The organism is Xanthobacter pseudotagetidis (genome assembly GCF_043194795.2).
Lineage (GTDB): Bacteria > Pseudomonadota > Alphaproteobacteria > Rhizobiales > Xanthobacteraceae > Xanthobacter > Xanthobacter tagetidis_A.
The window spans coordinates 1104840-1131197 of sequence record NZ_CM195534.1 but is presented as its reverse complement, the minus strand read 5'-3'; the positions used below and the strand labels follow the sequence as shown (position 1 = coordinate 1131197).

Sequence of the window (26358 nt, the reverse complement as noted above, 5' to 3'; positions counted from 1 at the left end):
CAGGACGGCGCCGGTGGGAAGCCCTACCCTTGCGTGCGGCGGGGCAGGCGGCAGGGCGCGCTTTCGCTCAGGCGGCGCTGCCGGCGGCGTGCTTCGGCACATGGGCGCAACCCCAGGCCGGGCCGAGGTCCTTGAGGCTCGCCTCGATGCACTCCACCTCCAGGCGCACCTCGGCGCCGCCTGAAAAGGTCAGGAGCACGAAGCCCGAGGGCGCATCCGTGGTCTCGAAGGTCACCGCGAGCAGGTTGAGGACCCCCTCGCGCAGCGCCTCATCGATGCCGCGGCACTTGACCTGCCGCACGCGCTCGAAATGCATGCCCGCCCGGCGCCGCACGGTCTCGCCCGTGGCCGCCTTGTGGTCCCAGTCGAACCGGTTGAGCAGCAGCACGAAGCGCTGCACGCGCGGCAGGAAGCCCATGTCGGCGCGCTTGACCACCGCATCCTGGAGATGGGCCGAGAGGATGGCGAGGTCTTCCTCGTCGAGTGCGAGCAGCTTCAAGGAGTTCATGGCGCGACCGCCTGCTTTGCGTTGAGGCGCAGATAGCGACGATCAGCCTTCCATTCAAGGCAGGGAACGCACTTTGGGCCGGCATCGCCTCAGGGGAGCGTGGCCGCCGCACCGTTCTGGCCGGGCACACGCCCGCCTTCGATGGGGATCGGCCCGCCGGCGATCAGCCGTTCCGCCTCCAGCGGCGGCAGGGGCCGGGCGAAGGCGAAGCCCTGCGCCAGCTCGCAGCCGCGCGAGCGCAGCCATTCCGCCTGCTCGCGCGTCTCCACGCCCTCCGCCACCGTGACGAGGCGCAGCGCGTGGCCGAGGCCGATCATGGAGGCGATGATCTTGCGGATCTGGGAATCCTCGCTGATCCCCCGGGTGAAGCTGGCATCGATCTTCATCTTGTCGAACGGCAGCTGGTGCAGGTGCGTCAAGCTCGAATAGCCGGTGCCGAAGTCGTCCAGCGACACGCGCACGCCCTTGGCCTTGAGCGCCGCCACCGAGTGGCGCGCCGCGTCGAAGTCGATCAGCAGCGCCGTCTCGGTGATCTCCACCTCCAGCCGGGGGGGCGGAAAGTCATACTCGTCGAGCAGGTCGAGGATCGACTGGGCGAAGCCCTCCTCCACCAGCTGCGGCGGCGAGCTGTTGATGGCGATGGTGAGGTGCTCGGGCCAGTTCCGGGTATCCCGGCACACGCGGCTCACCATCTGCCGCAGCAGCGCGTCGTTGAGGCCGATGTCCTCGATGATCGGCACGAACTCCGCCGGCCCCAGCAGGCCGCGCCTGGGATGCTGCCACCGCGCGAGCGCCTCGAAGCCCACCGGATTGAGGCTGGAGAGGCTCACCAGCGGCTGGTAATGGGCGACGATCTCGTCATTGACCAAGGCGGCGCGGATCTCCGCCTCCAGCTCCAGCCGCTGGCGCCGACGGGCGTCGAGCGCCCCGTCGAACAGGACGTAGCGGTTGCGCCCCGCCGCCTTGGCCTGGAACATGGCGGCCTCGGCGTGCAGCAGCAGCTCGTTCTCGTCGGTGGCGTCGCGCGGGAACTTGGCGATGCCGATGCTCACCGTGATGCCGGTGGTGGCGCCGCTCTCGTCCGGGAACGGCTGGCGCGCCGCCGTGACGATGCGCTCGGCGATGCGGAAGATGTCCTCGATGCCGGCGCCGTCGGTGAGCGGGAAGAGGATGGCGAACTCGTCCGAGCCGAGCCGCGCCAGCACATCCTGAAGCCGCAGCACCGAGCGCACCCGATCCGAGAACGAGCGCAGGATGCGGTCGCCGCCGACGTGGCCGAGCAGGTCGTTCACCGAGATGAAGTGGTCGATGTCCACCACCAGCAAGGCGAGCCGGGTGCCATGCTGCCGGGCGAAATCCAGGTGGCGCGTCAGCTCCTCGCGGAACATCTGCCGGTTGGCCACGCCGGTCAGCGCGTCATAGCGCGAGAGGTCCGCGACCGCAGCCTCGGCCTGCCGGCGCAGCGCCACCTCGCGCCTGAGCTGGCGGCTGCGCAGGATCAGCACCGCGGTCAGCGCGCAGCTCCCCACCAGGCCGAGCCAGTAGACCTCATCGAGCTGAAAGGCTTCATGCGCCCGCGTGAAGGCGTAGAAATGCTCGAACGCATTGGTGGCGATCAAGGCCGCCATGGCCGCCAGGGAGGCGGCGGCGATGAGCGCATAAGCAAGGCCGCGCCACCCCCGCGGTTCCGGCGCCGCAGCGCCCGCAGGCGGCGTTGGGGGCGGCGGGTTCAACTCCCTCGCACGCCGGACGGGAGCCCCATGATCCGATGCCAAATGCGCTCACTCGATTGGACACTCGATGGTAGTTCAGGACGTCCGTGGAACGGAAGACCTCAATACCGTATGTCTTCTGGGTGCCGGCCCGCGCCGTCACGTTTGGGTTGGTCCGGATGCGGCACCCCGCATCCGGCCACCGGATCGCAGATCGGCGGCGCGGGCGCCTCAGGCGCTGATGCGCTCGATCACCGCGCCGCAGCGCGAAAGCTTCTCCTCCAGCCGCTCGAACCCGCGGTCGAGGTGGTAGACGCGCTGCACCATGGTCTCGCCTTCGGCGGCGAGGCCGGCGATCACCAGGGAGACCGAGGCGCGCAGGTCGGTGGCCATGACGGGAGCGCCGGTGAGGCGCTCGCGGCCCTCGATGGTGGCGGTGTCGCCGTCGAGATGGATCCGGGCGCCGAAGCGGGCCAGCTCCTGTACGTGCATGAAGCGGTTCTCGAAGATGGTCTCGGTGATGCGCGAGCGCCCGCGCGCCCGGGTCATCAGCGCCATGAGCTGGGCCTGGAGGTCGGTGGGGAAGCCGGGATAGGGCGCGGTCGACACCTCCACCGGCAGGACGCCGGCGCCGTTGCGGCGCACGCGGATGCCCTCGTTGGTAACGTCGATCTCGGCCCCGGCCTGGCGCAGGATGTCGAGCGCGTTGTCGAGCAGGTCGGCGCGGGCGCCGGAGAGCATCACGTCGCCGCCGACCATGGCGGTGGCCATGGCATAGGTGCCGGTCTCGATGCGGTCGGGCAGCACCGCGTGGCGCGCGCCCTTCAGGCGCGGCACGCCGAGGATGTGGATGGTGGACGAGCCGGCGCCGGAGATGCGCGCGCCCATCTTCACCAGGCAGTCGGCGACATCGACGATCTCGGGCTCGCGCGCGGCGTTCTCGATCACGGTCTCGCCGTCGGCGAGGCTCGCCGCCATGAGCGCGGTGTGGGTGGCGCCGACCGAGACCTTGGGGAACACGATGCGTCCGCCCTTCAAGCCCTTGGGCGCCCTGGCGTTGACGTAGCCGGCGTCGATCTCGATCTCGGCGCCGAGCGCCCGCAGCGCGTCGAGGTGGAAGTCCACCGGCCGCGTGCCGATGGCGCAGCCGCCCGGCAGCGAGACCTTGGCGACGCCCATGCGCGCGACCAGCGGCGCGATCACCCAGAACGAGGCGCGCATGCGCGAGACCAGGTCGTAGGGCGCGGTGGTGTCGACGATGACGCGGGCGTCGATCTCCAGCGTCTGGCCGGCATGGGGATCGTCCCCGTTGCGCTTGCCGTGGGTGGTGATGTCAACGCCGTGATTGCCGAGGATGCGCTGGAGCAGCGCCACATCGGCGAGGCGCGGCACGTTCTCCAGCACCAGCGTCTCTTCCGACAGGAGGCCGGCGATCATCAGCGGCAAAGCGGCGTTCTTGGCACCGGAGATGGGGATGCTGCCAACGAGCGCCTGTCCGCCGACGATGCGAATCTTGTCCATGCTGCTCCTGTCCTCCGCCACCCGCGCCGCGCGACGGCGGGCGGGGCGTCCCGTAGCACGCGAGCCTTCACGTTTAGCCCGGCTCGTCTGTCGAAACAATTATGCCTCCGGCTACCGATGCCGAGGCGGTATCATCCGGCGCCTGCCCGGTGGAACCGGAAGCCGGCTTCACGGGCGGGACCGCGGCCTTGCGGGCGCGCGCCTGATCCTTCCGGCGCGCGAGATTCGCGCGCAGCGCAGCGGCGAGCCGCTCGGATTTGTCGTCGCCGGACGTCATGGGCCCGAGTTAAGCCGCGCCTCCCGCCGGGCGCAAGCCGGGACTGGACGACGCGCCGCCGGGCGGTCCCGGCTCACAGGCCGAGGAAGCGGGAGCGGCGCCCGTCGGGATCGGACCCTTCCGGCTCCGGGCCGGGATCGTCGGGCAAGGGCGGCATGGCGACGATGGGCTCGGCGCGGGCGCTCCGCGCGCCGGGCGCGGCGGGCGCGGGGCCGCCGAACGAGGCGCCAAGCGAGGCGCCGGGGGGCGGCAGCCGCACCACGCGGTCGATCTCGTCCGGGCCGGTCTCGCCGGCGGACTTGGCATCTCCCTTTGCCTCGGCCCGCGCCGCGGTCCCGGCCACCGCCTCCGGCGCCGGGGCGGACTCCGGAGTGCCTTCGGCCTTGGGGGCGGGGGAAGGGAAGGAGGGCGGCGGGTCGGGCGCCCTCTCGGGCTCGGGCGTTGCCGGCCCGGGCGGCACGGCGGCCGGCGCAGCCGCGCCGGCGGGGGCAGCGGCCGGATCGGCGGCCGGCGCGGCCCGCGCCTCGGCCGCGAGGGCGGCGGCCTTGGCCTCCTCGCTCGCGCGCACGGCGGCGATGGCCGCCTTCACCCGCTCGGCCTCGTGCTCCAGGATCGGCGTCGCCGAGACGCCGGGCGGCACCGCCCAGACGAAGGCGTCGAGCTTGCCGGAGATCGGGGAGACCGGCGCCCAGTGGTCGGAGACCACGCCGTCGGCGATCCAGGCCGGATCGCGGGTGGCGCGCACCGCGCGGGCGGTCCACTCGCGCGCCTTGCCGATGTCGGCGTGCTCGGCCGCCTCCAGCTCCGCCATCAGCAGGCACACGCGCTGGCTCGGCTCGGCGAGAAGCGGCTCCAGCACCAGGCGCGCCTGCTGGAACTCCTGGGCGTCGATGGCGGCGCGGGCAAGGGCGATGGCGCTCTCGCGGGCGCTCGGCGCCTTGTTGGCCAGCACGCGGATGCGCTTCAGGCGGTCCTGCGCCGCGTCGCCCGGGCGCAGGTGCGCCTCCACCTCGGCAAGCTCCGGATGGGGATTGGCGGCGAAAGCGGTCTCGACGATCTTCGCCGCCTTCTTCAGCTCGCCCGCCGCCCCGAGCAGCCGCCCGGCACAGGCGGCGGCGGGCACCAAAGTCGGGGCGAGGCGCACCGCCTCCACCGCGCGCTCGCGCGCCACCGGCGGATCGACATGCTCCAGCGCCACCGCCTCGGCGGCGAGCAGCACCGCGCGGCGGCGGCGATACTGCGCCTTGTCGATGCCCTTCTGCGCCATCTGGCGCTCCAGAACCGCGCGGGCGCCGGCGAAGTCGCCGTCGGCGCAGCGTGCCTCGATCACCGCGTCCACGGCCCAGCCGAGCGCCGGCGCGGCGGCGGCGGCCTCGGCGGCGAGCACGGCGGCGGCGCGCGCGTCGCCGGCGCGGCGCGCCTCCATGTGCAGGCCGCGCAGGCCCAGCAGGCGCGTCTCGGCGCGCTCCGCCATGGCGCGGAACTCGGCCACGGCCACGTCCCGGTCGCCGTCGAACTGCGCGGTCTGCGCCGCCAGAAGACGCGTCAGCGGCTCGTTGGGCAGCAGCCGCACGGCATCGGCGCGCGCCTGCCGGGCGGCCGGGACGTCGCCGGTGCCGATGGCGAGCAGGCCGCGCGTCACCGCGTCCCAGCCCTTGTCGCGGCGGCGGCGGCGGGAATGGCGCGCCACCATCTGCGGCGAGCGCAGCAGCAGCGACAGCGCGCGCCACAGGCCCATCAGCGCCGCGGTGAGCACGGCGAGCACGGCGAGCGCCACCGGCACGGTGGTCTCGATCCGCCACCCCTCCCAGGAGAGGTGGATCTCGCCCGGACGGTCGGCGAGCCAGCCGATGCCGAAGGCGAGCGCGGCGAGGACAACCAGAAGGATGACGAGGCGGATCACGGCGTCTTCCCCGAAATGGCGGCGAGCGACTGCTGGGAGAGCGCGGCCACGGCGTCCGCCGCCGCCCGGCGCGCGGCGATCTTCGCGGTGACGTCGGCGAGCTTCGCCTGCACCTCCGGCGGCAGGCGCTTCAGCGAGGCCAGCGCGGCGCCGAGGGCGCCGGCGCGCGCCTCGGCCACCGCCTGGTCGAGCGGCGCGCGGGCATCGCCCGGCGCGGCCTCGCCCTCGCGGCGCACCTTCACGAGGCTGCCGGCGCTGGCGGCGAGGCGCGAGAGCAGGTCGTCGCCGGCGGCGGGCGCGGCGGCAGGGGCCACGGCGAACGCGGCCCCGCCCTGCTGCGCCAGCGCGCGCGCCAGCGCCTCGTTGGTGGGAAGACCCGCCTTCGCATCGGCGGCGATGGCATCGAGCGGCTGCGCGGCCGGGCCGAGCACCGCGCGGGCGGCGTCGAGCTCGGCGGCGAACGGCCGGCCGGCGGCGGCCGCCTGCTTCAGCTCCGCCAGCACCACGAGGGCGGTCGCGGCACGCGCCAGCTTCACGGCGGCGGCGGAAGTCTCCTTCAGCTGGGTGTCGAACGCGTCGAGCCGCGGCGCCAGCGCGCCGGCCTGCCGCGCGGCGGCGTCGACCGCGGTCTTCAAGGCGTCCTGGCCCCGCGCCATGGCCGCCTGCGCCTTGTCGAGCGCGTCCTGGCCCTGGCGGAGCTGGGCGATCTCGCCGCGCGCGCCGTCGAGCGCGGCACGGGCGGCGTCCAGCTGCGCCTTCAGCGCGTCGACCACGGGCTGGAGGTCCGCGGCCGCCGCGGCTGGCGCGGACGCGGAAGCCGCCTTGGCGGCATCCTCCAGGGCGGCAAGGCCGGACTTGATCGCCGCGAGGCTCGCCTCGGCGGCAGCGAGCCGCCCGGACAGGTCGGGCGCCGCTGCGGCAGGGCGCGCCTCCAGCGCCGCGAGGCGGCCGTTGAGGGTCTTGAGGTCGGCGGCGACAGCCGCCGGCACCTCGGCGACCGGCGCTAAGACGGGCTGCGGCGCGAGCAGGCGCGACACGGCGCCGCCGGCGACGCCGCCGCCCACCACGCCCGCCACCAGCGCGGCGGCGAGCGCCAGGGCGCCCGAGGCGCGGCGCGGCGCGGCCGGCGCGGGGGCCTCAGGCTCCTCGGAGGCCGGCGCCCCGGGCTCGGAAGCGGCGCCGGAAGGGATGGCTTCGGGCGCCGGATCGTCCGGCGCACCGGTCGCGCAATCGGACGGCGGGCCGTCATCGGCCGCGCCCGCAGCGTCCGCCGGAACGGCCTGCGCCGCGCCGGAACGGGTGTCGGCGCTGCCGGATTCGGGCGTCGCCCTGACCTCCTCGGCCGTCAGATCGAGCGTCGGCGGCGTCGGCCGGGATCGGGGGGGCTGGCCCGCCGGGTTCGGATCATCGCTCGCCATCATCGCTCGCTCTGGGCCTCCTCGCGGTCCGTGCCTCCCTCGGATAGACCGCCGGACGCGCCGCCGCAACCGCCGCCCCTCAGAGCAGGGCGAGCAGGGCATCCTCGTTGGGCGCCGCAGCGACCGCGACGCTGCGGCAGGCGCCGAGCGCCGCGGCCACCTGCGCCGACAGGCACAGGTGCCGAACCTCGCGCAGCGCCGCGTCGAGACCGGCATCGCCGGCGCAGGCAAGCAAAGTCTTCACCGTACGCGGAGAAAAATGCAGCGCCGCGCCGATGGTTCCCGCCGCGAGCGCCGCCCGCGTCGCCGGACCGAGGGCATCGGCCGGCACCGCCGCATAGACAATGGCGAGCGCGACGCGCAGGCCGTGGCCTTCCAGCAGCGCGCCGAGATCGGCCGCCCGGTCCTCTCCCGCCGGATGGAGCACGCGCGCCCCCGTCCCCAGCGCGGCGGCGAGGCGCCCGGCGAGCGCCGCCGCATCGCCGTCGCAGTCCGTCACCTCTGGAAATCCCGCCTGCCGCGCCTCCCGCGCCGTGCGCGGACCGACCGCGAAGGCCGGCAGCCCGCGGAAGCGCGCGAAATCCGCATGCGCCGCCAGCGCCTTCACGCCGTTCACCGAGGTGAAGGCGACCGCCTCGAACGGGCCGTCCGGCAGCGCCGCGCCGGTGGGGGCGATGCGCAGCATCGGGTCCACCAGCGCCTCGTGGCCCATGGCGGCGAGGCGCGCCGCCGTCTGCTGCGCCGCCGGCTCGGGGCGGGTGACGAGCACCAGCACGGCCGCCCCCTAGAGCCCCAGGGCGCGGGCCGGCGCGCTCGCCCGCAGCCGCGTGCCGAGCGCGTGGCCGACGGCGACGGCGTCGGCCACGGCGCCGGCCTCGACACCTTCGGCGGCATCCGATCCGTCCGGCGCTAGGACCAGGCCCGAGAGGCTGACGCGCCCGCTTTCCACCGTCGCCAGGCCGGCGATGGGGGTGCGGCACGAGCCGTCGAGCGCCGCCAGGAAGGCGCGCTCGGCGGTCACCGCGATGCCGGTCGAGGCGCAGGCGATGGCGGCGATGGCGGCGTTGGTGGCGCCGTCGTCGACCCGGCATTCGATCGCCACCGCCCCCTGCCCCACCGCCGGCAGGAAGGCGTCGGTGGAGAGCACCGCGTCCGCCTCCTGCGCGAGGCCGAGGCGGGTGAGGCCGGCGAGCGCCAGGAGGGTGGCGTCGAGGTCGCCCTCGCGCACCCGCTTCAGGCGGGTGTGGACGTTGCCGCGCAGCAGCTCCACATGAAGGTCCGGGCGCAGCCGGCGCAGCTGCGCCTCGCGCCGCAGCGAGGCGGTGCCCACGCGCGCTCCGGCCGGCAGGTCGTCGAGCCCGGCCCCGCGCTTCAGGATCAGCGCGTCGCGCACGTCGGCGCGCGGCAGGTAGCCGGCGAGGTGCAGCCCGTCCGGGAGCGCCGTCGCCACGTCCTTGGCGGAATGCACCGCGAGGTCGACCTCGGCGGACAGGAGCTGGTCCTCGATCTCCTTGGTGAAGAGGCCCTTGCCGCCGGCCTGGGACAAGGCGCGGTCCTGGATCGCGTCGCCCGAGGTGCGGATCACCTTGATGGCGATCTGCTCCTTCGGCCGGCCGAGCGCGGCGGCGAGCGCGTCGCGCACGGCATGAGCCTGCCAGAGCGCCAGCGGGCTGCCGCGCGTGCCGATGGTGAGGCGCGCGGAGGCGTCGATGCGGGGGCCGCCCGTTTGGCGGTTCGTGTTCTCGTTCATGGATGCGTAGAATGCGCATTGGAATCAAAATGGATAGAGCGGCGTTGCGGCGCAGCCGGAACATCGCGCGGGAAAGGGCGGCAAGGTGGGCGAACTCCCCAAGGCGGGCGAACTCCACGGGTCGGGCGAACTGTTGGTGCTCGGCATCGAGACCACGTGCGACGAGACCTCGGCGGCGGTGGTCAGCCGCTCGCTGACGGGGTCGGGAGAGATCCGCTCCAACGTCATCCGCTCCCAGGTGGAGATCCACGCCCCGTTCGGCGGCGTGGTGCCGGAGATGGCGGCGCGCGCCCATGTGGAGGTGCTCGACCACGTGGTCGCCGAGGCCATGAAGCAGGCCGGCATCGCCTATCGCGACCTGTCGGGCATCGCCGCGGCGGCCGGTCCCGGCCTCATCGGCGGCGTCATCGTCGGCCTGACCACCGCCAAGGCGCTGGCGCTGGTGACGGGCAAGCCGCTGATCGCCGTCAACCACCTGGAGGCGCACGCTCTGACCGCCCGCCTCACCGACGGCGTGCAGTTCCCGTTCCTCCTGCTGCTGGTCTCCGGCGGGCACACCCAGCTCGTCGCCGTGGAGGACGTGGGCCGCTACACCCGCCTCGGCACCACGCTGGACGACGCCATCGGCGAGGCCTTCGACAAGGTGGCGAAGATGCTGAGCCTGCCCTATCCCGGCGGGCCGCACGTGGAGGAGGAGGCGGCGCGCGGCGACGCCGAGCGCTTCGTGTTCCCGCGCCCGCTCATGGGCCGGCGCGAGCCGGACTTCTCGCTCTCCGGCCTCAAGACCGCGGTGCGGCTGGAGGCGGACCGCCTCGCCCCGCTCACCGACGACGACGTCGCCGACCTGTGCGCCTCCTTCCAGGCCGCGGTGGTGGAGGTGATCGCCGACCGGGTGCGGGCCGGCGCGCGCGTCTTCCGCGAGAAGATGGGGCGCGGCCCTTCCGCCTTGGTGGTGGCCGGCGGGGTCGCCGCCAACGGCGCGATCCGCGCCCGGCTCGGCCAGATCGCCACCGAGCTCAACACCCGCCTCGCCATCCCCGCGCCAGCGCTGTGCACCGACAACGGCGCCATGATCGCCTGGGCCGGCGCCGAGCGGCTCGCGCGCGCGCTGACCGACCCGCTGGACGTGAGCCCGCGCGCCCGCTGGCCGCTGGACCCGGTGGCCGCCGGCCCCATGGCGCGGGCCTGAGCATGGCGGCGATCGAGACCGTCGGCATCGTCGGCGCCGGCGCCTGGGGCACCGCGCTCGCCAACGCCGCCGCCCGCGCCGGATGCCGCGCCGTCCTGTGGGCGCGCGACGGGGCGCAGGTGGCGGACATGGCGTCGCGGCGCGAGAACATCCGCGCGCTGCCCGGCATCCGCTTCGACGACCGGGTGAGCGTGACGGCGCGCCTCGCCGACGCGGCGGCGGCGGACGCGGTGCTGCTGGTGGTGCCGGCCCAGGCCTGCCGGGAGGTGGCGCGCGAAATCGCGCCGCTGGCGGCGCCGGGCACGGCGATCGTCTCCTGCGCCAAGGGCATCGAGCGCGGCACACGGCACTTCATCACCGAGGTGATCGCCGCCGAGGCGCCGGACGCCGCCACGGCGGTGCTCTCGGGGCCGAGCTTCGCCAGCGACGTGGCGGCCGGCCTGCCCACCGCCGTCACCCTCGCCGCGCACGAGGCGGGCCTCGCCGAGCGCCTGTGCGACGCGCTCGGCGGCCCGGCGCTGCGGCTCTATTTCTCCACCGACGTGCGCGGGGTCGAGATCGGCGGGGCGGCGAAGAACGTGCTCGCCATCGCCGCCGGCATCGTCGAGGGACGAAGGCTCGGGGCAAGCGCCAAGGCGGCGCTGATCGCCCGCGGCTTCGCCGAGCTGGTGCGCTTCGGCCGCGCCTTCGGGGCCAAGGCGGAGACGCTCACCGGCCTGTCGGGCCTCGGCGACCTGATCCTCACCTCCTCGGGGCCGCAGTCGCGCAACTTCGCGCTCGGCCAGGCGCTGGGCGCCGGCGCGGCGCCGCAGGGCAAGCTCGCCGAGGGCGCCTTCACCGCGCGGGTGCTGGTGGAGATGGCCGCATCGTCGGGCATCGACATGCCCGTGAGCGCGGCGGTGGACGCGGTGCTCTCCGGCCGCCTGACCGTCGACGGCGCCATCGACGCGCTCATGGCGCGGCCCCAGAAGGCGGAGGCCTGAGGCGGAAGCCTGAGGTGGAGGCCTGAGGTGGAGGCCTGAGGCGGGCTTCAGCCCCCGGCCGCCGGCTTCAGGACAGCGTGCCCAGCCGGACGAAGGCGGCGCGCATCTCGGCGCGCTCGGCGCCGTCGGCCGCCGCCGGGGTCAGGAAATCCTCGCCGGCCCGGAACGCCGCCTCCCCGTCCTGCCGCGCCAGCGCGAGGCGCAGCGCGCCGACGAGGTCGTAGACGCCCCACGGCAGGCCGGCATCGTGCAGCGCCGATTGCAGCGCGCTCTGCACCAGGCCCCGCACCGCCCGGTGCGCGCCCGAGACCGGCACGTCCTCGGCGCCGCCGCACAGGGCCGAGACGCACGCCTCCTTGTCGAACGAGGCATGGCCCCGGCAGGCCATGGGCCGCACCGGATAGATCACGCACATGCCCTCGGCGAGGAACGGGCATTCGCGCCCGAGCGCCATGGGATGAGCCGGCTCCTCGGCCGGCCCGGCGCTGGCGAGGCGGCCCCAGAGGTCCACGCCCACCTTGCTGAAGCCGCCGGCCATGGCGCGCACATAGCGCGCCACCATCAGCACCTCGGGCATGGTGGCCACCACCTTCAGCTGGCAGCAGGTGCCGCATCCCTTGTGGCAGGCGAGCTGCGGCATGCCCTCGGTCTCGGCCTCCACATTGTGCTCGAACGAGCTGAAGGCCTGCATCCACAGGCGGTCGAGCAGATCGGGCCGGCCCTCGAAGCGGGCGAGCGTGTCCTGGAAGGCCGCGCGCTGGGCGTGGAAGAAATCCGCCGGCCCCTCGCCGTCGGGGCCGGCGCCGTCGAAGGAAGACATGGACGCTATCCGCCGCTCCCGCCGCGCGGCACCGCCGCGGCGCCGGTCGGAAGATGGCTAAGCCACGCCGGCCGGCGCCGCATTGAGCGAGCGCAACGGGCCGGCGGGCAAGCGGGTGGCCCGCTCAGAAGCAGGTGAGCGCCTCGGAGAAGTGCTCCACCTGGGGCGGGCTGGCGAAATGCGGGCTGGCGAGGCGGCGCCATTCCTGGAATTCGGGCGCGCCGCGGAAATGGACGGTGTGATCCTCGACCGTGTCCCACTTCACCTCCAGCACGTAGCGGGTGGGGTTCTCCACCGAGCGCTGGAGCGCGAGGCCCGAGCAGCCGCGCGACTTCTGGAAATAAGGAGCGGCCTCCTTCACGGCGGCCTCGAAGGCCGCCTCGCTGCCCGGCTTCACCTCGATCACGGCTCTCTCATAGACCATGCGTCTTCTCCCTGGCGCCCGTCCTCCGGCGCGCCGGCACCATAGCCCCGCCCGGTGGCGAGGCAAGGCGGGGAATGGCGCGCCCTCCCCCGCCCTTGCCAAGCCTCACCGAAGCCGGCAAGACGAAGGCCTTGCGATCCGGCCGCCCGGCCGCCTCCATTGCCCCTTCACCCTTTAATGACGCGAGCGCGCCATGGCCCACTGGCTCTACAAGTCCGAACCCTTCAAATGGTCCTGGGACATGCAGGTGAAGGCGGGCGCCAAGGGCACCCACTGGGACGGCGTGCGCAACCACCTCGCCAAGCAGCAGCTGATGGCCATGAAGAAGGGCGACAGGGGCTTCTTCTACCATTCCAACGAGGGCAAGGAGATCGTCGGCATCGTCGAGGTCATCAAGGAGGCCTATCCCGACCCGTCGGACGCGACGGCCAGGTTCGTGATGGTGGACCTGAAGGCGGTGAGGCCGCTGAAGACGCCGGTGACGCTCGCCGCCATCAAGGCCGAGCCGCGCCTCCACGACATGGCGCTGCTCAAATATTCCCGCCTCTCGGTGCAGCCGGTGACCGACGCGGAATGGGACATCGTCTGCGCGATGGGCGGCCTTTGAGCCGCGCCATCGCCGACCCTGCCGCCTTCATCCGCGCCGAGACGCGCCTGCGCCCGATCCCGCTGGTGCCGGAAATCTCGCTCCACGTCGCCGACGAGGCGGTGCCGATCTGGCACCGCACCGAGGAGGAGCTGGGCGAGATGGGCCTGCCGCCGCCCTTCTGGGCCTTCGCCTGGGCCGGCGGGCAGGCGCTCGCGCGCCACGTGCTGGACCATCCCGGCCTCGTGGCCGGCCGGCGGGTGCTGGATTTCGCCTCCGGCTCGGGCCTCGTGGGGATCGCCGCCATGAAGGCGGGGGCGCTGGGCGCGGACTGCGCCGACATCGACCCGTTCGCGCTGGCGGCGATCGCCCTCAACGGCGCGGCCAACGGCGTCGCCCCCGCGCCGCGGGGCGACGCCCTGATCGGCGCGGACGAGGGCTGGGACGTGGTCCTGGCCGGCGACATCGCCTATGAGCGCGACCTGGCGGAGGGCGTGTTCGCCTGGCTGCTCGCGCTCGCGGCGCGCGGCGCCGTGGTGCTGGTGGGCGATCCCGGGCGCACCTACCTGCCGAAGGATCGCCTGGAGAAGCTCGCCGAATACAGCGTTCCGGTAACGCGCGAGCTGGAGGACATGGAGATCAAGCGCACCAGCGTCTGGCGGCCGCTGGCCTGAGGGCCGGACGGCGGATCTTCGGGGCCGCGAAGGCCCCACCCCGCCGTCGCCCTCCGACTTGATCGGAGGGCCTATGGACGCCGCGCCCCGGGCGCAGGTCCAGGCGATGGATGCTCCGGTCAAGCCGGAGCATGACGGCGGTTCGGTTTTGCGCCCCGGCGCCCCGGCGCCCCTGTCGCCGCCGTTTCCCTTCCGCCGCCCCCCTGTCGCTGCCGTCGCCCTCCGACTCGATCGGAGGGCCCATCCTGCGGCCAGGCGCGAGGCTGGGAGGTGGAACAGCTGCGCCAAGCCGGCGCATGACGGCGGTGAGGCGCGCCGCCGTGGGCCATGATCCCACCGCCGCCCTCCGGCTCGACCGGAGGGCCCCTGCTCGCGCGGGCGCCGTCCTCACGCCTTCTTCGCGAACAGCGCGGCGACCGCCGCCACCAGCCAGCCGACGATCATCAGCGAGCCGCCGAACGGCGCGCTGCCGCCCAGCAGCTTGACCTCCATCAAGGCGCGGGCGGCAAGGTCGCCGGAGAATAGAAGCCCGCCGACCGTGATCAGGCCGGCGGCGATGGAGAGCGCTGCGCGCCCCCGCCCGAGTTGGAGCGCCACGGCGACAAGGCCCGCCACAGCGGCGGCATCGAACAGCAGGAAGTGCGACGCGGTGGCGAGGTTCTCCCCGCCGCCCACATGGGCCGCGGCCGCCGCTGCGGCGACGCCCGCCGCGCCCATCAGGCCGGCGACCAGGAGGAGAAGGCGGCTGAAGAGGTCCATGGCGAAGCCTCGCTGACGGGGGGGGGGAGCAGTCCGGCGGCGCGGGCGGCGGATGCGCCCGCGGAGACCGGCGATGACGACAGACCGGGACCTCTCCTCTACAGGCCGCAGGGCCGGCGAGGGAACCGGGCGCCCCTGCGGCATGGCGGAGCACCCGCGCACCGCCGGCGCGCGCGGGCCGACGAAGGGCTATAAACCCAAAGTCTGCCTTGCGGTGCCTTGTGGAGGGGCGGGGTCCTCACCATAATCCGCCGCAAGAATGCGCGGCTGAAGCTGTGCGAGTGAACGTACGGGCTCAAGCCCGTGTCAGGGAGGCAAAGGCCATGTCCGACAAGGTGTATGACGTTCCGGCTGCGTGGGCGCACAAGGCCTATGTGGACGATGCCAAGTACAAGGCCATGTACGCGGCCTCGGTCAAGGACCCGAACGCCTTCTGGGCCGAGCACGGCAAGAGGATCGACTGGTTCCATCCCTACACCAAGGTGAAAAACACCTCGTACGATCCCGGCCACGTCTCCATCAAGTGGTTCGAGGACGGCATCACCAACGTCGCCTACAATTGCGTCGACCGGCACCTCGACGCGCGCGGCGACCAGGTGGCGATCATCTGGGAAGGCGACGATCCCTCCGAATCCAAGAAGATCACCTATCGTGAGCTTTCTGCCGAGGTGAACAGGTTCGCCAACGTGCTGCGCAACCGCGGCGTGGAGAAGGGCGACCGCGTCACCATCTATCTGCCGATGATCCCCGAGGCGGCCTATGCCATGCTCGCCTGCGCGCGGCTCGGCGCGATCCATTCCGTGGTGTTCGGCGGCTTCTCGCCGGACAGCCTCTCGGGCCGCGTCTCCGACTGCGGCTCGAAGTGCATCGTCACCGCCGACGAGGGCCTGCGCGGCGGTCGCAAGGTGCCGCTGAAGGCCAATGTGGACGCCGCCATCGACCTCCTGCCGGCCGACAGCGTGGACCACGTGATCGTCGTGCGCCGCACCGGCGGCAAGGTGGACATGACCCCCGGCCGCGACGTCTATTACGACGAGGCGGCGGCGCTGGTGACCGACGAGTGCCCGGCCGAGCACATGAACGCGGAAGACCCGCTGTTCATCCTCTACACCTCCGGCTCCACCGGCAAGCCGAAGGGCGTGCTGCACACCACCGGCGGCTATCTCGTCTATGCGTCCATGACGCACCAGTACGTGTTCGACTATCACCCCGGCGAGATCTACTGGTGCACCGCGGACGTGGGCTGGGTGACCGGCCACTCGTACATTCTCTACGGCCCGCTCGCCAACGGCGCGACGACGCTGATGTTCGAGGGCGTGCCCAACTATCCCAGCGTCTCCCGCTTCTGGGAGGTGATCGACAAGCACCAGGTCAACATCTTCTACACCGCCCCCACCGCCATCCGCTCGCTGATGCAGGCGGGCGAGGAGCCGGTGAAGAAGACCTCGCGCGCCTCGCTGCGCCTGCTCGGCTCGGTGGGCGAGCCCATCAACCCGGAAGCCTGGGAGTGGTACCACCGCGTGGTGGGCGAGGACCGCTGCCCGATCGTCGACACCTGGTGGCAGACCGAGACCGGCGGCATCCTCATCACCCCCCTGCCCGGCGCCATCAAGCTGAAGCCCGGCTCGGCCACGCTGCCGTTCTTCGGCGTGATGCCCGAGGTGGTGGACGCGGAAGGCAAGGTGCTCGCCGGCGCCTGCGAGGGCAACCTCGTGATCGCCGACTCGTGGCCCGGCCAGATGCGCACCGTCTACGGCGACCATGAGCGCTTCGAGCAGACCTACTTCTCCACCTATCCCGGCAAGTACTTCACCGGCGACGGCTGCCGGCGCGACGCCGACGGCTTCTACTGGATCACCGGGCGCGTGGACGACGTGATCAACGTCTCCGGCCACCGCATGGGCACCGCCGAGGTGGAGAGCGCGCTGGTGGCGCATCCCAAGGTGTCGGAGGCGGCCGTGGTGGGCTTCCCGCACGACATCAAGGGCCAGGGCATCTACGCCTATGTGACCCTCATGGACGGCATGGAGCCCACCGAGGAGCTGCGCAAGGAGCTGGTCGCCTGGGTGCGCAAGGAGATCGGCCCCATCGCCTCGCCAGACCTGATCCAGTTCGCGCCCGGCCTGCCCAAGACGCGCTCGGGCAAGATCATGCGCCGCATCCTGCGCAAGATCGCCGAGGACCAGTTCGAGAGCCTGGGCGACACCTCGACGCTGGCCGATCCCGGCGTCGTCGACGACCTGATCAACAACCGCCAGAACAAGCGCACCGCCGCCTGAGGCGGAAGCGCCCGAGGACCAAGGCCGGCGCGCTCTGCGCGCCGGCCTTTTCTTTTCTGGGCACTCCGTCGGAAGCGGATGCACCGCCGGACATGAGGATCCTGGCGGCCTGCGGAACGGTCATGGCCGGGCTCGTCCCGGCCATCCACGCCGCGCCGATGCCCCGGCGCGCATTCCTGGTCGCGATGCGTGGATGCCCGGCACGAGGCCGGGCATGACGGTCGGGCGTGATGGCGGGGCGTGACGGCGGAGCGCGGGCGCGAGGGCCGCAGACGCCCGGGGCTCAGCTCATGTGCTGCGCCGCGCCGGCCGGCGCGGACGCCCCGGAGCGCGGAGGGAGGACCGCGAAGGGAATCTCCTCCATGGCGTCGAACAGGTGGTCGGGCCGCGCCGCCTCCAGCACGTCGCGGCGCATGTAGCCCCAGGACACCGCGCCGCAGGCGATGCCGGCGCGCCGGGCGGCGGTGATGTCGCGGGTCTCGTCGCCGATGCACAGCGCCTCGCGCGGCGCGACGCCCTGCTGCGCCAGCACGCGGGCGAACTTGCGCGCCTTGCCGAACAGCGCCGCGCCGCAGGCGAACTGGTCCACGCGCGCCGAGATTTCCGGCCCCAGGACGTGGCGCACGGTTTCCTCGCCGTTGGACGAGACCACCGCCACCTTCACCGCCGCGTCGGACAGCGCGGCGACGATCGCCTCGGCGCCGGGAAACAGGCGGAAGGTGTCCTTCTCGCGCTCGGCGCGCTTCCTCAGGTGGCGCGCGATCAGCGGCACCTTCCAGCGGGCGATGGCGAGATATTCGAGCAGCTCGCGCGCGTCGAGCCCGCGCATGAAGTGCGTCTCCTCCGGCACGGCGCGGCGGAAGCGGAATCGATCCGCAGTCGGATTCACCACCGAGGTGAACCAGGGGAAGGTGTCCGCGAGCGTCCCGTCGAAATCGAAGATGACGAGCCGGTAGACCGGTTTCGGCGGCAAGGCGGTGACGATCTCCATAGGTCGGCAAGATGGCGGCTTCGCATCGCGGGGACAAGCGCGCAACTGCATGCAATACTGAAATTTATGCGGCAAACTGCTCAATTTTTCATCGGCATGTTCATGACCCCGGCAGCGCTGCGACGTGTGGCCACATCAAACCATTGAAAAATATAAGGACTACAATTGGCATGGCCGTTGCACAAAGGTTCGTCGAGTTGGTGGCTAGGGTTCCGGCATCCCCATGATCGGGGGTGCGCTGGTCCGAGAGCTGCCACCGCGGCGGGAGACATCCGGCGCGGGTGCACGGCGGGACAAAAGCCCGGGAGACCTCAGTGGCCAAGGAATTGGCGGCACTAGGTCTCGCCAATTCCCAATCGTTCGACACGAACCGAAGGGGAATTTTATGCGCACTCCGTTCTCGTTCCCAGCCATCCGCCTCAGGCGCGCCGCCGCCGCCCTGCTCGGCGCCGCCGCGCTCACCGGCCTCGCGCTCTCCACCCAGCCGGCGCTCGCCGCGCCGAAGAAGGAGTTCAAGGTCGCCTGGTCGATCTATGTGGGCTGGATGCCGTGGGGCTACGCCGCCGACGCCGGCATCGTCAAGAAGTGGGCCGACAAGTACGGCATCAAGATCGACGTGGTGCAGTTCAACGACTACGTGGAGAGCATCAACCAGTACACCGCCGGCGCCTTCGACGCCCTCACCGTCACCAACATGGACGCGCTCTCGGTGCCCGCCGCCGGCGGCGTCGACACCACCGCCGTGATCGTCGGCGACTTCTCCAACGGCAACGACGCGGTGATCCTGAAGGGCAAGAAGGACCTCGCCGCCATCAAGGGCCAGAAGGTCAACCTGGTCGAGTTCTCTGTGTCCCACTATCTGCTCGCCCGCGCGCTCGATTCCGTGAAGCTGCGCGAGCGCGACGTGAAGGTCGTCAACACCTCCGACGCCGACATGGTGGCCGCCTTCACGACCAAGGACGTGACCGCGGTGGTGACCTGGAACCCGCTGGTCTCGGAGATCCTCGGCGACAAGGCCGCCCACAACGTCTTCGACAGCTCCAAGATCCCCGGCGAGATCATGGACCTCATGGTCGCCAACACGCAGACGCTCAAGGACAATCCCGACTTCGGCAAGGCGCTCGCCGGGATCTGGTACGAGACGACCGCCTTGTTCACCGCCGACACCCCCGAGGGCAAGGCGGCGCGCGAGGCCATGGGCAAGGCGTCCGGCACCGACCGCGCCGGCTTCGAGGCCCAGCTCGCCGCCACCAAGCTGTTCGCCAAGCCGGCCGAGGCGGTGGCGTTCGTGCGCTCGCCGGCGGTGGGCACCACCATGGACCTGGTCCGCAAGTTCCTGTTCGCCAAGGAGCTGCTGGGCGCGGGCGCCAAGTCGGCCGACGCGGTGGGCATCGAGCTTGTCGGCGGCAAGATTCTGGGCGACGCCAAGAACGTGAAGTTCCGCTTCACCGACGCCTACATGGGCATGGCCGCCGACGGCAAGCTCTGAAGGAGCACCTCGGCCGCCCTCTTTCCTTTCGCCCCCACCACCGTCGTCCTCCGGCTTGACCGGAGGACCCACGGGACGCCCCCTCCGGGCGATGGATGCCCCGGACAGGCCGGGGCATGGCGGCGGGAAGGCGGCGGAGCCGCCGATCAGGACGCAACCAACAGGAGCAGCGCGGATGCGCCTCATCAATGTCAGGCCGGACCGGGGAACGGCGCTGGTCCTCGCCATCCTGCCGTTCGCGCTGGTGATCCTGGCCTACGTGCTGGGCTCGGCCGAGCGCCTCGCGCTGAACCCCGACGACAAGCTGCTGCCGAGCCTCGGCACCATCGGCGACGCCATCGTCAAGATGGCCTTCACCGCCGACAACCGCACCGGCGACTATCTGCTGTGGTCGGACACCGCGGCGAGCCTCTGGCGGCTCTTCGCCGCGCTCGCCATATCCACCGCCGTCGCCCTCGTCATCGGCGTGCTCATCGGCATGCTGCCCACGGTGCGGGCCTTCCTCGCGCCGTTCGTCGGCATGGTCTCCATGGTGCCGCCGCTGGCGCTGCTGCCGATCCTGTTCATCGTCATGGGCCTCGGCGAGGAATCGAAGATCGCCCTCATCGCCATCGGCATCACGCCGTTCCTCATCCGCGACCTCGCCATGCGGGTGGAGGAGCTGCCGGGCGAGCAGATGATCAAGGCCCAGACCATGGGCGCCTCCTCCTGGCTGATCGCGCTCCGGGTGGTGCTGCCGCAGATCGCGCCCCGCCTCATGGACGCGCTGCGCCTCTCGCTCGGGCCGGCCTTCCTGTTCCTGATCGCCGCCGAGGCGATCGCCTCCGACAGCGGCCTCGGCTACCGCATCTTCCTGGTGCGGCGCTATCTCGCCATGGACGTGATCCTGCCCTACGTCGCCTGGATCACGCTGCTCGCCGTCCTCATGGACTTCGCCTTGGTCAGGGCGCGGCGCCTGCTCTTCCCCTGGTTCGGAGCCGCGAGATGACCGCCATCAGCGTCCGCCACCTGTGGAAGGAATATGGCGACCAGATCGTGCTCGAGGACATCTGCCTCGACTTCGCGCCCCGCTCCTTCGTCGCTTTGGTCGGCCCCTCCGGCTGCGGCAAGACCACCTTCCTGCGCATCCTGCTCTCGCAGGAGCACGCCACGCGCGGCGAGGTGCTGATCGACGGCAGGCCGATCGCGCCCGAGCCGGGCGCGGACCGAGGCGTCGTGTTCCAGCGCTATTCGGTGTTCCCGCACCTGACCGTGCTGGGCAACGTGGTGCTGGCCGCCGAGCTCGCCGAGGCCCCGCTCACCGGGCGCCTGTTCGGCGCCCGCCGCCGGCGGGCCGAGGAGGAGGCGCGCGCGCTGATCGCCGAGGTGGGCCTGGGCGGCGCCGAGGACAAGTATCCCGCGGCCCTGTCCGGCGGCATGCAGCAGCGCCTCGCGCTCGCCCAGGCGATCATGCGCCGCCCCAAGATCCTGCTGCTGGACGAGCCCTTCGGCGCCCTCGACCCCGGCATCCGCGCCGACATCCACGTGCTGATGCGCAAGCTGTGGAACGCCTGCGAGATGAGCGTGGTGATGGTGACCCACGATTTGCGCGAGGCCTTCACCCTCGCCACCCGCATCATCGCCTTCGAGCGCCGCCGCAACCGCCCGGAGGAGAAGGCGCGCTACGGCGCCACCGTCGCCAAGGACATCGAGGTCTGGCCGAAGCGGATCGCGGGAGCGGGCACCGCCGGCAGCCTCACCACCCCCTTGAGCCCCGGCCGGGACGACCCGGCCACTTCCTCGGGCACCGGCCGGGACGACCCGGCGCTGAAGACGGCTTGAGGAGACAGCCATGACCGTCAGCGTCGAAACCCAGAAGTTCATCGAAGAGAACAGGCGCCGCTACGAGGAGCTGAAGGCCGCCGGCCAGACGCACGCGCCCAGGGCCCTGCCCGGCCCGACGCCGCGCGACGGCGCCCCCATTCCCGAAGGCGCCGTGATCCACGCGGAGACCATTCCCGGCGGCTGGTACTGGTGGACGCCGATGAAGGCGGGCGAAGCCCTGCGCCTCCACCTCGCTCATGGCCCGTCGGCGGTCTCGACGGTCGCCTGGGCGGCGGCGGACAGGTCCGAGCGGCTGAACTACGCCGACACGGTGAAGGTGCAGTGGACCGCGGCGCTCGGGAAGGGCCGGGTGCTGTTCTCCGACATGGGCCGGGTGATGTTCTCGCTCATCGAGGACACGACCGGCATGCACGACGCCCTGGTGGGCGGCTCGACGGCCGGCTCGAACCGCGCCCGCTACGGCGGGAAGACGCTGCGCAACACCCGCGAGAACTTCGTGCTGACGGCGGGCAAGCTCGGCTACGACAAGCGCGACATCCCGCCCGCCGTGACCTTCTTCGCCCCCGTCCGCACCGATGCGGAGGGCCGCTTCCGCTGGATCGAGGGCGCCCGCCAGACGGGCGACTTCGTCGACCTGCGCGCCGAGATGGACCTCGTCGTCGCCTTCTCCAACTGCCCCCACCCGCTGGACCCGGCGCCGGACTATGCGCCGCATCCCGTCGAGGCGATCCGCTTTCGCCCGCCCGCGCCCGCGGCGGACGACCTCTGCCGCACCGCCACCGTCGAGGCCGTGCGCGGCTTCCAGAACAACGCGCTGTGAGGGAGGCAAGACCAATGACCCGGATTTCCGCCTCTCCCGCCCGCGATGCCGCGCTGGCGCTCCACGATTACTTCGTTCCCGCCAACGCTCCCTTCTCCTGCCTCGTGAGGAAGGGCCAGTCGGTGCGCATCGTCGATCTCGAGGGCCAGCAGGCGGTGGACACGCTGCTGTACCGCGCCGACGATGTCTCCGAGCGCTACTCCTCGCAGGACACGCTCAGGGTCCAGGGCTCGGCCTACGTCTCCACGGGAACGCGGCTGATCTCGTGCGAGGGCAACGTGATGGCGACGGTCATCGCCGACACCTGCGGGCGCCACGACACCTCGGCGGGCGCCTGCTCGTGCGAGGCCAACACCGTGCGCTTCGGCCACCAGGTGAAGTATCTGCACGCCTGCCGCGAGAATTTCGTGGTGGAGCTCTCCAAGCACGGCATGTCGAAGCGGGACATCGTCCCCAACATCAACTTCTTCATGAACGTGCCGGTGGAGCCCTCGGGCGACCTCGCCATCGTCGACGGCATCTCCGGCCCCGGCGACCATGTGGAGCTGCGCGCCGAGATGGACGTGCTCCTCGTCATCTCCAACTGCCCGCAGATCAACAATCCGTGCAACGGCTTCAACCCAACGCCGGTCCAGGTCCTCGTGTTCGCGGCGGAGGATTGAGCCGATGCGCCAGGATCATGATCGGCGCCCCCTGCGGCGCTCCTTGCGCGCGGCCTTGCGCGCGGCCTTGCGCGCGTCATGGCCGGGCCTGTCCCGGCCATCCACGCCCCGCGACCGGGCGTGGATGGCCGGCACGAGGCCGGGCATGACGAACCGCCCGGCCGCCCCGGGCGCCATCCTGTCCGGAGGATATTGAGGCCATGTTCTCAAAAATCCTCATCGCCAATCGCGGCGAGATCGCGCGGCGGGTGATCCGCACCGCGCGCGCCATGGGGCTGCGCTCGGTGGCGGTCTATTCGGACGCCGACCGCTTCACCCGCGGCGTGCTGGAGGCGGACGAGGCCGTGCGCCTCGGCCCGGCGCCGGCCGCCGAGAGCTACCTCGACGTCGACGCCGTCATCGCCGCCTGCAAGGCCACCGGGGCCGGGGCGGTGCATCCCGGCTACGGCTTCCTGTCGGAGAACGTGCGCTTCGCGCGGCGCCTCGCCGAGGAGGGCATCGCCTTCATCGGCCCGCGGCCGGAGCACCTGGAGGCCTTCGGCTTCAAGCACACCGCGCGCGAGCTGGCCAAGGCCTCGGGCGTGCCGCTGCTGCCGGGCACCGACCTCATCGACACGGCGGAAGAGGCGCTGACGGCGGCGCAGGCCATCACTTTTCCGGTGATGCTGAAGTCCACCGCCGGCGGCGGCGGCATCGGCATGCAGCTCTGCCACACGCCGGAGGAATTGCGCGACGTGTTCGAGCGCGTGCAGCGCACGGCCCGCGCCTCCTTCGGCGACGCCCGGGTCTATCTGGAGCGCTTCGTCGCGAAGGCGCGCCATGTGGAGGTGCAGATCTTCGGCGACGGCAAGGGCCGCGTGGTGGCGCTCGGCGAGCGCGACTGCTCGCTCCAGCGCCGGAACCAGAAGGTGGTGGAGGAGACCCCCGCGCCCCTCCTTTCCGACGCCGTCCGCGCCCGCCTCCATGCCGCCGCCGTCACGCTCGGCGAGAGCGTCAGGTATGAGAGCGCCGGCACGGTGGAGTTCATCTACGACCCGGCGCGGGAGGAGTTCTACTTCCTGGAGGTGAACACCCGCCTCCAGGTGGAGCATCCGGTCACCGAGGCGGTGTTCGGCATCGACCTCGTGGAGTGGATGATCCGGCAGGCGGCGGGCGAAGACCCCATCGCCGCCGCCGGCCCGCTCGCACCGAAGGGCGCGGCCATGGAGGTGCGCGTCTATGCGGAGATCCCCCACGCCAATTTCCAGCCCTCCGCCGGCCTGCTGACGGAAGTGAAGTTCCCCGCATGGGCGCGCGTCGACGGCTGGATCGAGACCGGCACCGAGGTGACGCCCTTCTACGATCCCATGCTCGCCAAGGTGATCGTGAAGGCGGACGACCGGGCGGGCGCCATCGCGGCGTTGCGCAAGGCGCTGGCGGAGACCTCCATCTGCGGCATCGAGACGAACCTTCAGTACCTTTCCGCCATCGCCGCCTCCGACCTCCTCGCCTCGGGCAAGGTGGCCACCACCGCGCTGAAGGACTTCGCGTTCCGGCCTATGAGCGTGGAAGTCCTCGCGCCCGGCGCCCAGTCGAGCCTCCAGGAACTGCCGGGGCGGCTGAACCTGTGGCACGTGGGGGTGCCGCCATCCGGCCCCATGGACGAACACTCCTTCCGCCGTGCCAACGCGCTGGTGGGCAATCCCGAGACCGCCTGCGCGCTGGAGATGACCGTCAACGGCCCGACCCTGCGGTTCCATGACGATGCGGTGGTCGCGATCTCCGGCGCCCACATGCCCTTGAGGCTCGACGGCGCGCCGGCGCCGCACGATGCCGCCTTCCCCGTGACCGCCGGCCAGATGCTCGCCCTCGGCGCCATCGAGGGGCCGGGCCAGCGCACGTATCTGGCGGTGTCCGGGGCCTTCCAGGCGCCGGTGGTGCTGGGCTCGCGGGCGACCTTCGCCCTCGGCCAGTTCGGCGGCCATGCCACCGGAACGCTGAAGGCGGGCGATTGCCTCCACCTCGCTCCCCAGGAGGCCCGTCCGACCGCGCCGGCAAGCGAGGTGCCCGCCCCCGCCGCGTTGACGCGGGACTGGCAGATCGGCGTCGTCTACGGCCCCCACGGCGCGCCGGACTTCTTCCAGGACGCGGACATCGCCGATCTGTTCTCGGCCACCTACGAGGTGCATTTCAACAGCGCCCGCACCGGCGTGCGCCTGATCGGCCCGACGCCCCGCTGGGCGCGCGCGGACGGCGGCGAGGCGGGGCTCCACCCCTCAAATCTGCACGACAATCCCTATGCCGTGGGCGCCATCGACTTCACCGGCGACATGCCCATCATCCTCGGCCCGGACGGCCCTTCGCTGGGCGGCTTCGTCTGCCCGGCGGTGATCACCCGGAACGAGCAGTGGAAGATGGGGCAATTGAAGCCCGGCGACCGCGTGCGCTTTCTCCCGCTGCCCCGGCCGGAGGACCCCATCGCCGGCCCGACGATCATCGGCGCGCCGGAGGAGACCTCCTCCCCCATCCTCGCCATCCACGAGGACGGGCCGGTGCGCGTGGTCTATCGCCGGCAGGGCGACGACAACCTCCTCGTCGAGTTCGGCGACATGCATCTCGACATCGCCCTGCGCCTGCGCGCGCACCTGATGGCGGAGGCGGTCCAGCAGGCGAGGCTCCCCGGCCTGATCGACCTCACCCCCGGCATCCGCTCGCTCCAGATCCACTATGACGGGACGAGCCTGCCCCGCCGAAAGCTGCTCGCTGCCCTGGCCGAGATCGAGAAGGGCCTGCCCGCAGCCGAGAAGGTGACGGTGCCGAGCCGCATCGTCCACCTGCCGCTTTCCTGGAACGACCCGCAGGCGGTGCTCGCCATGCGCAAGTATCAGGAATTGGTGCGGCCGAACGCGCCCTGGTGCCCGTCCAACATCGAGTTCATCCGCCGCATCAACGGGCTCGATGACGAGCAGGCGGTGAAGGACGTCATCTTCGGCGCCAGCTACCAGGTGCTCGGCCTCGGCGACGTCTATCTCGGCGCGCCGGTGGCGACCCCCATCGACCCGCGCCACCGCCTCGTCACCACCAAGTACAACCCGGCCCGCACCTGGACGCCGGAGAACGCGGTCGGCATCGGTGGCGCCTACATGTGCATCTACGGCATGGAGGGGCCGGGCGGCTACCAGCTGTTCGGCCGCACCATCCAGATGTGGAACACGTGGCGATCGACGCCCGCGTTCCGCGACACCCCCTGGCTGCTGCGCTTCTTCGACGAGATCCGCTTCTTCGAGGTCTCCCATCAGGAGCTGGCGGAGGCGCGCGCCGCCTTCCCGCACGGCGCCTATCCGGTGCGGATCGAGGAGAGCCGCTTCTCCTATGCGGACCACGCCGCGACCCTCGCCGCCAATGCCGGCGCCATCGCCGCCGGCAAGGCGCGCCAGCAGGCCGCCTTCGAGGCCGAGCGCGCGCGCTGGAAGGCGGAAGGGCTCGACAGCTTCGTCGCCGACGACGGCGGCGCGGCGTTCGGCGAGAGCCAGGTGCCGGACGGCTGCTTCGGGGTCTCGGCCAGCGTGCCGGGCAATGTCTGGAAGGTGCTGGTTGAAGAGGAAGCCGTGGTCGCCGCAGGCGACACCATCGCCATCATCGAGAGCATGAAGATGGAGATCTCCATCACCGCCCATGCCGCCGGCCGCGTCCGCGAGATCCGCGCCGCGCCCGGCCGCACCGTGCGTTCCGGCGACGTGGTCGCCGTGCTCGAAGATTTGTGAGGGAGGAGAGTCATGAAAGCCGGCAT

The 26358-nt window shown here is 72.2% G+C and carries 22 protein-coding genes and 1 riboswitch; of the genes, 11 read left to right on the top strand and 11 right to left on the bottom strand.

What is annotated here, in order from left to right; all coding sequences use genetic code 11:
* Positions 1–67: 67 nt before the first annotated feature.
* From V5F67_RS05255 to hemC, 7 genes are all read right to left on the bottom strand, one after another.
* The gene (locus V5F67_RS05255; protein ID WP_394018506.1) at positions 68–508 is read right to left on the bottom strand and encodes a DUF2948 family protein; all 441 of its coding nucleotides are present in this window, start codon (positions 506–508) and stop codon (positions 68–70) included.
* A gap of 89 nt (positions 509–597) precedes the next feature.
* A complete protein-coding gene (locus V5F67_RS05250; protein ID WP_394018508.1) occupies positions 598–2136 on the bottom strand; it encodes a putative bifunctional diguanylate cyclase/phosphodiesterase in 1539 nt (512 codons plus the stop codon).
* Between the two features lie 315 nt (positions 2137–2451).
* Positions 2452–3741: a UDP-N-acetylglucosamine 1-carboxyvinyltransferase gene (gene murA, locus V5F67_RS05245; RefSeq protein WP_394018510.1), complete on the bottom strand. Its 1290-nt coding sequence runs from the start codon at positions 3739–3741 to the stop codon at positions 2452–2454.
* 350 nt (positions 3742–4091) lie between these two features.
* Complete coding sequence (locus V5F67_RS05240) at positions 4092–5921, bottom strand: heme biosynthesis HemY N-terminal domain-containing protein (protein WP_509210613.1); 1830 nt, start codon at positions 5919–5921, stop codon at positions 4092–4094.
* A complete protein-coding gene (locus V5F67_RS05235) occupies positions 5918–7342 on the bottom strand; it encodes a hypothetical protein (RefSeq protein ID WP_394018513.1) in 1425 nt (474 codons plus the stop codon). The genes V5F67_RS05240 and V5F67_RS05235 overlap by 4 nt, the downstream gene beginning before the upstream one ends.
* A gap of 76 nt (positions 7343–7418) precedes the next feature.
* Entirely contained in the window at positions 7419–8114 is a 696-nt protein-coding gene (locus V5F67_RS05230) for a uroporphyrinogen-III synthase (RefSeq protein ID WP_394018515.1), read from the bottom strand.
* 9 nt (positions 8115–8123) lie between these two features.
* Complete coding sequence (gene hemC / locus V5F67_RS05225; RefSeq protein ID WP_394018517.1) at positions 8124–9089, bottom strand: hydroxymethylbilane synthase; 966 nt, start codon at positions 9087–9089, stop codon at positions 8124–8126.
* A 130-nt stretch (positions 9090–9219) separates the two neighbouring features.
* Here hemC and tsaD point away from each other — a divergent pair, with 130 nt between their 5' ends.
* On the top strand, positions 9220–10278 hold the full coding sequence (tsaD, locus tag V5F67_RS05220; RefSeq protein WP_394018816.1) for a tRNA (adenosine(37)-N6)-threonylcarbamoyltransferase complex transferase subunit TsaD: 1059 nt from the start codon (positions 9220–9222) through the stop codon (positions 10276–10278).
* A gap of 2 nt (positions 10279–10280) precedes the next feature.
* Positions 10281–11261, top strand: coding sequence for an NAD(P)H-dependent glycerol-3-phosphate dehydrogenase (locus V5F67_RS05215; RefSeq protein WP_394018519.1), 981 nt, complete (start codon positions 10281–10283; stop codon positions 11259–11261).
* Positions 11262–11328: 67 nt separating this feature from the next.
* On the opposite strand, the gene V5F67_RS05210 is transcribed toward V5F67_RS05215, so the two are convergent.
* Both V5F67_RS05210 and V5F67_RS05205 read right to left on the bottom strand, forming a co-directional pair.
* Complete coding sequence (locus V5F67_RS05210; RefSeq protein ID WP_394018521.1) at positions 11329–12081, bottom strand: YkgJ family cysteine cluster protein; 753 nt, start codon at positions 12079–12081, stop codon at positions 11329–11331.
* Positions 12082–12205: 124 nt separating this feature from the next.
* Positions 12206–12505, bottom strand: coding sequence for an antibiotic biosynthesis monooxygenase family protein (locus tag V5F67_RS05205; protein ID WP_394018523.1), 300 nt, complete (start codon positions 12503–12505; stop codon positions 12206–12208).
* Between the two features lie 193 nt (positions 12506–12698).
* Here V5F67_RS05205 and V5F67_RS05200 point away from each other — a divergent pair, with 193 nt between their 5' ends.
* Complete coding sequence (locus V5F67_RS05200; protein ID WP_394018525.1) at positions 12699–13112, top strand: EVE domain-containing protein; 414 nt, start codon at positions 12699–12701, stop codon at positions 13110–13112.
* Entirely contained in the window at positions 13079–13765 is a 687-nt protein-coding gene (locus V5F67_RS05195; protein WP_394018527.1) for a class I SAM-dependent methyltransferase, read from the top strand. Before V5F67_RS05200 ends, V5F67_RS05195 begins: the two co-directional genes overlap by 34 nt.
* Before the next feature lie 387 nt (positions 13766–14152).
* Here the strand turns inward: V5F67_RS05195 and V5F67_RS05190 are convergent, their stop codons facing one another.
* Positions 14153–14524 carry a DUF423 domain-containing protein gene (locus V5F67_RS05190; RefSeq protein ID WP_394018529.1) on the bottom strand — a complete coding sequence of 124 codons (372 nt, stop codon included), beginning with the start codon at positions 14522–14524 and terminating at the stop codon, positions 14153–14155.
* A 323-nt stretch (positions 14525–14847) separates the two neighbouring features.
* On the opposite strand from V5F67_RS05190, the gene acs reads away from it, so the two are divergent.
* Entirely contained in the window at positions 14848–16803 is a 1956-nt protein-coding gene (acs, locus tag V5F67_RS05185) for an acetate--CoA ligase (protein WP_394018531.1), read from the top strand.
* A 283-nt stretch (positions 16804–17086) separates the two neighbouring features.
* On the opposite strand, the gene V5F67_RS05180 is transcribed toward acs, so the two are convergent.
* Positions 17087–17776: an HAD hydrolase-like protein gene (locus V5F67_RS05180; RefSeq protein WP_394018533.1), complete on the bottom strand. Its 690-nt coding sequence runs from the start codon at positions 17774–17776 to the stop codon at positions 17087–17089.
* A 211-nt stretch (positions 17777–17987) separates the two neighbouring features.
* Positions 17988–18104: riboswitch (guanidine-I (ykkC/yxkD leader) on the top strand.
* Between the two features lie 75 nt (positions 18105–18179).
* Between V5F67_RS05180 and V5F67_RS05175 the strand changes: the two genes are divergently transcribed.
* From V5F67_RS05175 to uca, 6 genes are all read left to right on the top strand, one after another.
* Positions 18180–19283 (top strand): putative urea ABC transporter substrate-binding protein, encoded by a 1104-nt coding sequence (locus V5F67_RS05175; protein ID WP_394018535.1) that lies wholly within the window; start codon positions 18180–18182, stop codon positions 19281–19283.
* Between the two features lie 175 nt (positions 19284–19458).
* Entirely contained in the window at positions 19459–20271 is an 813-nt protein-coding gene (locus tag V5F67_RS05170; RefSeq protein WP_394018537.1) for an ABC transporter permease, read from the top strand.
* On the top strand, positions 20268–21104 hold the full coding sequence (locus V5F67_RS05165) for an ABC transporter ATP-binding protein (protein ID WP_394018539.1): 837 nt from the start codon (positions 20268–20270) through the stop codon (positions 21102–21104). The genes V5F67_RS05170 and V5F67_RS05165 overlap by 4 nt, the downstream gene beginning before the upstream one ends.
* Positions 21105–21114: 10 nt before the next feature.
* Complete coding sequence (locus tag V5F67_RS05160) at positions 21115–21927, top strand: urea amidolyase associated protein UAAP1 (RefSeq protein ID WP_394018541.1); 813 nt, start codon at positions 21115–21117, stop codon at positions 21925–21927.
* Between the two features lie 14 nt (positions 21928–21941).
* Positions 21942–22589 carry an urea amidolyase associated protein UAAP2 gene (locus tag V5F67_RS05155; protein ID WP_394018543.1) on the top strand — a complete coding sequence of 216 codons (648 nt, stop codon included), beginning with the start codon at positions 21942–21944 and terminating at the stop codon, positions 22587–22589.
* Between the two features lie 200 nt (positions 22590–22789).
* Complete coding sequence (gene uca, locus V5F67_RS05150; protein ID WP_394018545.1) at positions 22790–26332, top strand: urea carboxylase; 3543 nt, start codon at positions 22790–22792, stop codon at positions 26330–26332.
* Positions 26333–26358 lie beyond the last annotated feature (26 nt).